Below are 7047 nucleotides of genomic sequence, written 5' to 3' on the forward strand. Positions count from 1 at the left end.
CGCGTGCGGTCCAACCGTCGCCCCCTTTGGCAAAGGAGGCGAGCGACCGGCGCGTCCGGTGTCGAGGCGGAACGTCGATGCGGCGGATTGGCTCTGCGCTCGAAGCGAGGCCTGCATCGCTCTCAGCCTTGCCCGGCGATCACCCGATCCCACACCGCCGGTTCGCCGATGGTCGCTTCGAGGAAGTCGATGAAGGCCTCGACCTTGCGCGGGCGGTAGTCGCGGCTCGGGTACACCGCGTAGATGCCGATCGGCAGCAGGCTCCAGTCCGGCATCACTTCGACCAGGCGTCCGCTGGCGAGCTCCTCGGCGACGGCGAAGGTGGCGGTCTGCAGGATGCCGCGGCCGTGCACGGCGGCATCGACCAGCGGCACGCCGTAGTTCGCTTTCAAACGGCCCTGCACCGGCACCCGCAGCGGTTCGCGGTCGCGGTGGAATTCCCAGGTCGGGGTGTCGCGGAACAAGGTGTAGTGCAGGCAGTCGTGCTCGATCAGCTCGGCGGGCGTGCGCGGTGCGCCGCGCCGTGCGAGGTAGTCGGGCGAGGCCACCAGGATCCGTCGCGTCTGCGCGATGCGGCGCGCGATCAGGCGCGAATCGCTGAGCGCGCCGATCCGGATCGCGGCGTCGAAGCCGGCGCCGATCAGATCGACGAAGCGGTCGTCGAACTGCAGGTCCAGGTCGATGCCGGGCCAGCGCCGCAGGAAGGCCTCGACGTGCGGCATCACGTACAGCCGGCCGAAATTCATCGGTAACGACACCCGCAGTTCGCCGCGCGGTTGCGCCGACAGGTCGTGCACGCGCTCGCCGGCGGCGAGGATCTGCGCCAGCGCCGGCGCGACTTCGGCGTAGTAGTGGCGGCCGGACTCGGTCAGGCTCAGCCGCCGGGTCGAACGGTTGAGCAACTTGGCGCCGAGCCGCGCCTCCAGGGTGTTGAGGCGGCGGGTGATCGCGCCCGGGGTGACCTGCAACTGCTTCGCCGCGGCGGTGAAGCTGCCGTGCTGGAGGATGGCCTCGAAGGCCTCGAGTTCGGAATACAGCCCGCCGATCATTGTTGAGTCATTCTCAATGATGAGTTGCCATCCTGATCCTATATCAGCGAACGGCTCAACAATAGTCTGGGCATTCCCCCCACCCAGCCGGTCTCCGGACCGCCAGCGGAGCACCACCATGGATGCCTATCAACTCCAGGGCCACAGCCTCGACAGCCTGCGTCGCGTCGACCTGCCCGAACCCCAGCCCGGCCGCGGCCAGGTCCGGATCCGGGTCGCCGCGGCCTCGGTCAACTACCGCGACTACGCCCTCGCCACCGGCCGCTATCAGCCGGAACTGCCGCGGCCGTTCGTGCCGCTGTCCGACGGCGTCGGCCGGATCGAGGCGGTCGGCGACGGGGTCGAGGGCTACGCGCCCGGCGACCGCGTGCTCGGCCACTACACCACCGCCTGGATCGACGGGCCGTTCCGGTCGGCCAACCACCTCAGCAAGCTCGGCGGCCCGCTCGATGGCTGGCTGGCGCGCCAGCTCGTGCTGCCGGCCAGCGCGATCCTGCCCGCGCCGGCGTTCCTCGGCGATGCGGCGGCCTCGACCCTGCCGGTGTCCGGCCTCACCGCCTGGAGCGCCTTGCAACGCATGGACCTGCGGCCCGGCGCCAGCGTGCTCGTGCAAGGCACCGGCAGCGTGTCCCTGATGGCCCTGCAGCTCGCGGTCGCGCGCGGCCTCGAGGTGATCGCGACCACCGGCGATGCCGGCAAGGCCGAACGCTTGCGTGCGCTCGGTGCGCGCGCGGTGATCGATTACCGGCAGCGCCCCGACTTGGCCGCGGCGGTGCGCGAACTCACCGACGGCCGCGGCGTCGATGGCATCGTCGACGTGGTCGGCGGCCCGCAATTCCTCGACCTGCTGCAGGCGGCCGCCGACAACGCCCACATCGCGGTGATCGGCTTCCTGCACGGCATGCAGGTCGAGGGAAACCTGATCGGGCCGATCATGGCGCGCCAGCTCAATATCCACGGCATCAGCGTCGGCAGCCGGCGCGACTTCGAGGCCTTTCTCGCCGAGCTCGAACGCCATCGCATCGAGCCGGTGGTCGGTACGCGCTACGGTTTCGACGCCGGCGTCGCGGCGATCGCCTCGATGGCCGGCGCGCGCGAGCTCGGCAAGCCGGTGGTGGTATTCGATTGAGATGCTTTTGCTCGTCGTCTCCGCGCAGGCGGAGATCCACCGGGCTTTCATGCCGGAACGTTCGAAGATCTTCGGCATCCGGCCAGGCGCTCCAGGCCCGGCGTTGATGGATGCACGAGCCAGTGGCCCGCAAGCGCAGCCATTCACTTCCGCCTGCGCGTGGACGACGGCAGGTAGTTGCGCAAGCCTCGCGGTTCCTGGCGCAAAAAAAACGAACGCCCGCATCCGCGGGCGTTCGTCGTTGCGCGTTCCCTGGCGATCAGGGAATCAGCTGGCAGCTCGCCGGCTTGGCCGAGTTGAACAGCGAAGCCGTCGCCCACTCCGGGTGATCGATGAAGGGGTTGCGGTTGCCCTGGAAGCTGAAGATCACTTCGTTGCGCGCCAACTCGGCGGCGTCCGGCGGGTCGGCCTGGTGCCAGGACAACAACGTGGTCAGCAGGCCCATGTAGGCCGGCGAGGACGAGGTGATGACGATCTTGCTGCGGTCGTCGGTCAGTTCCAGGTCCGGTTCGCTCTGGCCATTGTTCGGGTCGGTGCCGCCTTCGTAACGGATCGCCATGTACAGCACCGCGCGCGCGATGTCGCCCTTGCGCTTGCCCCAGACCTGGAACGAACCGGCGTTGCCGTCGGGCGTCTTGTACCAGTTGGAGTTGCCCGGGTAGACGCCGCTGCCGCCGCCGCTGCCGTTGTTGACCTCGGTGACGCGCTCGCCGCAGCCGCTCGACAGCGAGCAGTCGGCGAAGGGCTTGTTGCCGCGATCGGCGTTGTAGCCGGCATCGGTCAGGTACAGCATGTGGGTGTCGGTGTAGGGCGCGTACGGCAGGCCGAGGTTGCCGGTGGCCGAGCCGAAGCCGAGCGAGTTCGGCCAGGTGTGTTCGCGGTTGTACTTCACCCCGGTGCCGCTGCCCGCGCGGTCGGTGACCTTGACGAAGCTGCGGTTCTTGTAGGCGTCGAGGATGCGGCCGGCGTTGTTGGGATCTTCGTCGGCAATTTCCAGGATCGTCCAGGTGTTGGTGGTGCCGCCGCTGTACGGATAGACCGTGTGGCCCTTGATGGTTTGGTGCAGCGAGCAACGCAACTGGCTGGCGCTGCTGGTGTTGACGTGGGCGTAGTAGCCGGTGCCGCCACCGCCGCCGCTGGCGACGGTGAAGTTGGCGACCGTGTTCGCGGCCGGATGCGCGCCGCCGGCGTCGCTGACCTGGCTGGCGACGACGGTGAAGGTGCAGCTCTCGCCGGCGTGCAGCGCGGTGCCGGTGGAGGCGGTGATCGCGGTGCCGCTGGACGGGTAGGTCAGGGCGACCGCGCCCGAGGTCGCGCACTGCAGGGTCAGCGCGCCGCTGGCCAGGGTCACCGCTTCGCTGAAGTTGACGACCAGGTCGCCGGCGGCGGGGAAACCGCTCGCGCCGTTGCTCGGCGTGGTCGAGGTCACGCTCGGCGGCGTGTTCGGCGTCGAGGTGGTGAAGCTCTGGCCGTTGTTGCAGGCGCCGAAGGTCTGGGTCGCCGAGTTCTGCCAGGCGAACTGCGAATACGCGCTGCCGCTGCCCGACAACTGCAGCGAGGTGCCGGCCGCGGTCGAGCCGGATTCCGACACCGGCAGGTTGGTGCTGGTGCGGCCCGAGGCGGGGCCGCCGCTGGCGGTGATCTGGCCTTCGTAGCTCAGGAACTGGACTACGTTGCCGCTGCCGTCGACCAGCGCGAAGCCGTCGTTGGAGCCGTTCTGCAGGCCGTTGGTCGGGTAACTCAGGGTCGCGATGCGCACGCTGCCGCCGCAGGTGACGACATTGCCGGCCGGCACGAGGTCGTTGTCGTAGGTCACCGCCGACGAAGGCGAGCTGCCGTTGTACAGATAGACGCGGTAGTTGCTCAGCGTTTCGCCGGCGGTCGCGACGATCTCGATGCGCTCGCCGACATCCCCGGCGGAGGTCGCATCGTCGTAATGGAATTCGTTGATGAAGACGGCGGCCGAGGCCAGCGAGGGCAACAGGGCGCAGATCGTCAGGGCCAGGCACGCGGCGCGGCGCGGCAGGGCGGGGCGTGCGGGGTGAGGGCGGTGCAGGGCGGTGGATCGGCCACGAACGGACATCGGCATCGAACGGCTCCTTATGTATTGACGACGCGCGCATGCGGAACGCCGCGGTCGATGCGCCCTCCCCGGGCGCATCCGGTCGAGTCTAGTCGTGGTTTGTGACATCGCCTGCTGTGCTGCGTCACGGTTCGTGCCCGTACCTGCGACGGATTTCTCAAGTTGCGCTGCGCTTGCCGCCTCCGGCGACCGAACGCGCCGGGCGGCCGGTGCGCAGCTCGGCCATTTGCTCGACCACCTCGACCAAAGGCGCCTTAGCACGCGTGGGCGCCTCGCGGAAGGCCTGGATCAACCGCAGTTCCAGCGGGTCGTCGATCAACAAGGCCTCGGCGGCGGCGACCGAATCCATCGCCGTGTCCAGCGACAGGCTCATCTTGCCGCGCCCGGTCGCCAGCCATTCGAACTGCACCCCGGTCACCAGGGCCAGTTCGCGCAGGTGGGCGACGCTCGGGAATTTGCTCTGCGCCGATTCCCAGTGACCGACCGCGCTGCGTTGCACCCCGACCGCGGCGCCGAGGGCGGCTTGCGAGAGTCCGGCGTGCCGGCGGGCGAGGCGGATGCGCTGTTGCGGCGTCATGTGACAGTTCCTGTCGGGTTTGCGGCCGGGATCGCGCGTTCAGCTACCAATAGTCACCAGGTGAACGATAGACGCCCCAGCCCGTGCGTTTGTGCTGTCGTGTCGTGTCGGCAGGCCTATTTATTACAACGGCTTAGGGCGATAAGCAATCGCGGGCGCTACCGAAAGTAGCGTAATTTCCGGTCGCGCTCCCTGGCAACCGTAGCGTGGACTTCGGATTATGGCCGCACGCCGATAAGGACTTCGGAAAGACAAGAGGTCGGTTCGGGGGGAGGGCGCCGGATAGCGCCATGCAGAGGACAGGCCATCTCCGCACCAAAGAGCGCGTTCCACGGGACGCGCTCTTTTCTTTTGTGCGCGCGGTGGACGGCCGATCACGCCGGACCGATGACGCTCACAGCGGACGCAGCTGCTCGTCGAGCGAACGGGTCTTGTCGGTGACCACGTCGCCGGTGTGCAGGGTGGTCTTGCGCTCGATCAACATCAGATGACATTCCTCGTCGGCGATCGGGTTGTGGCGCACGCCCTTGGGCACGACGAACATCTCGCCCTCGCCGAGTTCGACCTTGCGGTCCTCCAGCTCGATCACCAGCCGGCCCTTGAGCACCAGGAACAGCTCGTCCTCGTCGGCGTGGCTGTGCCAGGCCAACTGCCCCTGCACGCGGGCGACCTTGATGTAGGCGTCGTCGACTTCGGCGACCACGCGCGGCGACCAGAATTCGGTCAGCGACGCGGCGATCTGTTTGGGCGAGGTCACGGATGACATGCGGCAGTCCTGGCGATGGCGGGGATGGCTGCAGTTTAGTGCGCCGCGCGGGATGGCACGCGGTAGGGAAGTCATGGTGCCGGCGTTTCGGACGCGCGGGTAATGCGGGTGCGAGGAGACGGGTGGATCACGGTCGCGGCTCGCGTCGCTCCTACTCATGGCGAGGTCGCTGCTCTTGGGTAGGAGCGGCGCGAGCCGCGACCGCGGTGCCTCAACCTCACTTCGTCAACGGCGCCCCCCTCTCCTGTAGGAGCGGCGTAAGCCGCGACCAAGGGATGAGCAGAGGCGTGTCGCCGTAGTCATCGATCGAAGCCGCGAACTGTCGCGACCGCGTCGTAACACGTCTTTGCGCCTCTTGCCGCAGAGCGGTGAAGCAAGAACAAGGTCTACAGCTTCCGTCCGCTGACGCGGCCGGGTTACTTTCTTTTGCTGGCCCAAAAGAAAGCTAACCAAAGAAAAGGCCTTCCTTGACGAAGCTCCCCTGCGAGCGCGCAGCCTGCGCAGGGATTTTTCGATAGGACATCCTTGTCCTATCGAAAAACGCCGCACGTCCTGTGCGGCGCCCTCCGGGTCTACGGTTGCATCGCTAGTTCGAACCTGCGCCAAGCATTCACGGCAACGGCAACGGCAACGGCAACGGCAACGGCAACGGCAACGATCGTCGCGGCTCTTGGGTAGGAGCGCCGCGAGCCGCGACCGCGAACCAGGGACGCGACGAAACCTCGTCCCTTACGCGTCCGCCATTCTTATCCTTGCCCAGCAACCCACGCGCGCAACCGTGGGTCGCGAATCTCCAACACCTCGAACAGACCCAACGCGCGCAAGGCCGGCAGCGCTTCGGCGATATGGCGTTCGGCCTGCGCACGCGCGCCGGCATCGGCCTGCGCATTGGTCCAGATTCGCGCGTTGGCGAGAAACGCGCCGACCGATCCCTTGCGCACGAGGACGCCGTCGATGCGGGTGTGGTCGAGGTGGTCGGGCAACAGGTCTTCGGCTCGCATGGCGATGCTCGGTGATGGAGGAGGCGCTCATGCTGGGTTCGGCGGCGAGCCTCTGCTACGTTGCCCCGGCCATTCGATAGCGGGTTCCGGCCAATGTCCGATCCTCTGCTCGCCGCGCTGCGCGCCGATTCCGCCGACGGGCCGGTGGCGATCGCGGCGACCACGACTCACGCCGGCGTGCGCGATACCGCCGCGCACCGGCATGCGCGCGGGCAGTTGTTCGGCGCGCATCGCGGGCTGTTGACCGTCGGCACCGCGCAGGGGCGCTGGCTGGTGCCGGCGACGGATGCAGTCTGGGTGCCGCCGCAGGCCGAGCATTCGCTGCGCTCGCACGGCGCGGCCTTCTCCGGTTGGAGCGTCTACGTCGCCGAGCCCGCCTGCGCGGCGCTGCCGGCCCGGGCCTGCGCCCTGAGGGTGTCCGGCCTGCTGCGCGAGGCGGTCG

7 protein-coding genes are annotated in these 7047 nt (G+C 68.3%); 2 read left to right on the forward strand and 5 right to left on the reverse strand.

Annotated features, from left to right (window positions below; all coding sequences use genetic code 11):
- Positions 1 to 122: 122 nt before the first annotated feature.
- Positions 123 to 1049, reverse strand: coding sequence for a LysR family transcriptional regulator (locus tag ACSAMQ_RS13310; protein WP_435396108.1), 927 nt, complete (start codon positions 1047 to 1049; stop codon positions 123 to 125).
- Between the two features lie 118 nt (positions 1050 to 1167).
- Between ACSAMQ_RS13310 and ACSAMQ_RS13315 the strand changes: the two genes are divergently transcribed.
- On the forward strand, positions 1168 to 2178 hold the full coding sequence (locus tag ACSAMQ_RS13315; RefSeq protein WP_435396109.1) for a zinc-dependent alcohol dehydrogenase family protein: 1011 nt from the start codon (positions 1168 to 1170) through the stop codon (positions 2176 to 2178).
- A 259-nt stretch (positions 2179 to 2437) separates the two neighbouring features.
- Here ACSAMQ_RS13315 and ACSAMQ_RS13320 read toward each other — a convergent pair whose 3' ends face one another.
- The 4 genes from ACSAMQ_RS13320 to ACSAMQ_RS13335 all read right to left on the reverse strand — a co-directional run bounded on the left by ACSAMQ_RS13320 (position 2438) and on the right by ACSAMQ_RS13335 (position 6587).
- Positions 2438 to 4261, reverse strand: a complete 1824-nt coding sequence (locus tag ACSAMQ_RS13320) for an endonuclease (RefSeq protein ID WP_435396115.1) — start codon at positions 4259 to 4261, stop codon at positions 2438 to 2440.
- A gap of 157 nt (positions 4262 to 4418) precedes the next feature.
- Positions 4419 to 4838 carry a helix-turn-helix transcriptional regulator gene (locus ACSAMQ_RS13325; RefSeq protein WP_435396110.1) on the reverse strand — a complete coding sequence of 140 codons (420 nt, stop codon included), beginning with the start codon at positions 4836 to 4838 and terminating at the stop codon, positions 4419 to 4421.
- A 394-nt stretch (positions 4839 to 5232) separates the two neighbouring features.
- Positions 5233 to 5604: a cupin domain-containing protein gene (locus ACSAMQ_RS13330; protein WP_435396111.1), complete on the reverse strand. Its 372-nt coding sequence runs from the start codon at positions 5602 to 5604 to the stop codon at positions 5233 to 5235.
- Positions 5605 to 6350: 746 nt separating this feature from the next.
- The gene (locus ACSAMQ_RS13335) at positions 6351 to 6587 is read right to left on the reverse strand and encodes a hypothetical protein (RefSeq protein ID WP_435396112.1); all 237 of its coding nucleotides are present in this window, start codon (positions 6585 to 6587) and stop codon (positions 6351 to 6353) included.
- Between the two features lie 111 nt (positions 6588 to 6698).
- On the opposite strand from ACSAMQ_RS13335, the gene ACSAMQ_RS13340 reads away from it, so the two are divergent.
- Positions 6699 to 7047, forward strand: a 349-nt coding sequence (locus ACSAMQ_RS13340) for an AraC family ligand binding domain-containing protein (protein WP_435396113.1), incomplete at its 3' end; no start/stop codon positions are given.

This window comes from Lysobacter sp. 1R34A (genome assembly GCF_051217035.1).
GTDB lineage: Bacteria > Pseudomonadota > Gammaproteobacteria > Xanthomonadales > Xanthomonadaceae > Lysobacter.